Here is a 2,244-nt window from a genome sequence, read left to right as displayed (position 1 = left end):
CCACATGGGCATGCTTGCCACGGTGATCAACTCGCTGGCGCTGCGCACGTCGTTGAACAAGATCGGCGTCGACGCCGTGGTGCTTTCGGCGATCGCCATGCCCGAACTTTGCGAGAGCTTTTCGCAGCGCCAGGCGACTGCCTACATGAACCAGGGCAAGGTGGTGATCTTCGCCGGCGGCACCGGCAATCCGTTCTTCACCACTGATTCGGCCGCCGCCCTCCGCGCGGCTGAAATTGGCGCCGACGCACTGTTCAAGGGTACTCAGGTCGACGGCGTCTACTCGGCGGACCCGAAGAAGGACCCGAATGCGACGCGTTTCGAGCGCATCAGCCATGGCGAAGTCATAAATCGCGGCCTTTCCATCATGGATACTGCAGCGATTGCACTTGCGCGCGAAAACAACATTCCGATAATCGTCTATTCGATCCACGAAAAAGGTGGTTTCGGCGATATTCTGAGGGGCGGCGGCCGCTGCACGGTCGTCGCGGACGATTGATCGGCGGCCTGGCCCGAAGGGAAACCGGTTTTCGAAGGTCCGATTCGAAGACGGCCCCGAAGCAGTGAGCCCGCATTAGACGGGTCGAGGAGATAAAGATGAGTGGTGAGTACGACGATCTCAAGCGGCGCATGGATGGGGCCATCGCCGCGTTCAAGCATGATCTGGCTTCGCTGCGGACCGGTCGCGCCTCCAGCAATCTGCTCGATGCGATCCAGGTGCAGGCCTATGGCACCACCATGCCGATCAATCAGGTCGCCAACGTCTCGGTGCCGGAGCCGCGCATGATCTCGGTGTCGGTCTGGGACAAGTCGATGGTTGGCGCGGTCGACCGCGCGATCCGCGAATCCAATCTGGGTTTCAACCCGATCGTGGACGGCACCAACCTCAGGATTCCGCTTCCCGAACTCAACGAACAGCGCCGCAAGGAACTGGTCAAGATCTCGCACACCTACGCCGAGAACGCCCGGGTCGCCGCGCGCCATGTGCGCCGCGACGGCATGGACTTCCTGAAGAAGGCGGAGAAGGACGGCGACATCAGCGAGGACGATCAGCGCAAGCGCTCGGACCAGGTTCAGAAACTTACCGACGAGACGATCAGCACCATCGACCACCTGCTTTCCGATAAGGAAGCTGAAATCATGCAGGTTTAGGGTCTTGGCCTCCGGCTGACCCGAAAGCGAGAACATGGCAACGCCCGCGCATGTCGCGATCATCATGGACGGAAACGGACGCTGGGCCAAGGCGCGCGGCTTGCCTCGTCTTGCGGGCCATCGTGCCGGCGTCGAGGCGCTGCGCAAGACGGTGCGCGCAGCACCCGGGCTCGGCATCTCCTACCTGACCGTCTACGCTTTCTCGTCGGAGAACTGGTCGCGGCCGAAATCCGAGGTCAGCGACCTGATGGGCCTTCTGAAAATGTTCATCCGCCGTGACCTTGCCGAACTGCACCAGAGCGGTGTGCGGGTTAGAATCATCGGCGACCGGGCAGGGCTGCAGCCCGATATCAGGGGACTGCTCGACGAGGCCGAAACGCTGACGGCCGCAAATGAATCTCTGACGCTGGTGATCGCCTTCAACTATGGCGGACGCGACGAGATCGTTCGCACGGCGCAAAAGCTCGCTTTGGCCGTGGCGCGTGGCGAACTCGACGCCGAGGCGATATCAGCCGAAAGCTTTGCCGTTGCGCTTGATACGCAAGGCATTCCCGACCCGGAACTGGTCATTCGCACCAGCGGCGAGCTTCGCCTGTCGAATTTCCTCCTGTGGCAGGCCGCCTATAGCGAGCTCGTCTTCCTGCCTTGCTACTGGCCCGACTTCAGCCGCGAGCACCTTGCCGAGGCCTTGCGTGAGTTTGCTGGCCGCGAACGCCGGTTCGGTGGACTTGGAGGCCAGGACGTCGCTTCGCGACCGGCCGCGGGATGAGCAATCTCCAGCTGCGTGTCGTTTCGGCGATCGTGCTCGCCATCATCACTCTCGGTCTGACCTGGATCGGCGGTCTGCCGTTCCGGCTGCTGTGCGCCGTGATATCGGCGGCGATCTTCTATGAATGGACCCGCATGTCGCGCCCGACCGGGGCCACGGGCCTGGGTTTCCTGCCGGAAGCATTGCTGGTCGTCTTCGTTGGCGCCTTGATCGGCGGCCTGGCCGCCTCCTGGCTGCTGCCGCTTGTGGCGGCCATTGTTGCCGCAACGGCGATAGCCGCCTCGCTTCGCAAGACCGGACAATGGGATGCGAGCGGCCTCGCC

Annotated in this window: 4 protein-coding genes; all 4 read left to right on the top strand. The window is 62.7% G+C overall.

Annotated features, from left to right (window positions below):
* Positions 1 to 499 (top strand): uridine monophosphate kinase (locus tag EN932_RS34485; protein WP_164753760.1); only part of this gene is annotated, 499 nt, incomplete at its 5' end.
* 98 nt (positions 500 to 597) lie between these two features.
* Positions 598 to 1,152 carry a ribosome recycling factor gene (gene frr / locus EN932_RS34480; protein WP_013531759.1) on the top strand — a complete coding sequence of 185 codons (555 nt, stop codon included), beginning with the start codon at positions 598 to 600 and terminating at the stop codon, positions 1,150 to 1,152.
* 34 nt (positions 1,153 to 1,186) lie between these two features.
* Positions 1,187 to 1,921: an isoprenyl transferase gene (locus tag EN932_RS34475; protein ID WP_013531758.1), complete on the top strand. Its 735-nt coding sequence runs from the start codon at positions 1,187 to 1,189 to the stop codon at positions 1,919 to 1,921.
* The coding region (locus EN932_RS34470) for a phosphatidate cytidylyltransferase (protein WP_164890792.1) at positions 1,918 to 2,244 on the top strand (327 nt) is incomplete at its 3' end. The genes EN932_RS34475 and EN932_RS34470, both read left to right, overlap by 4 nt.

It is taken from the genome of Mesorhizobium sp. M7A.F.Ca.US.002.01.1.1 (assembly GCF_004022955.1).
GTDB classification, from domain to species: domain Bacteria; phylum Pseudomonadota; class Alphaproteobacteria; order Rhizobiales; family Rhizobiaceae; genus Mesorhizobium; species Mesorhizobium ciceri.
Note: the sequence above shows the minus strand (reverse complement) of the source record. Positions and strands in the feature narration are given on the sequence as shown.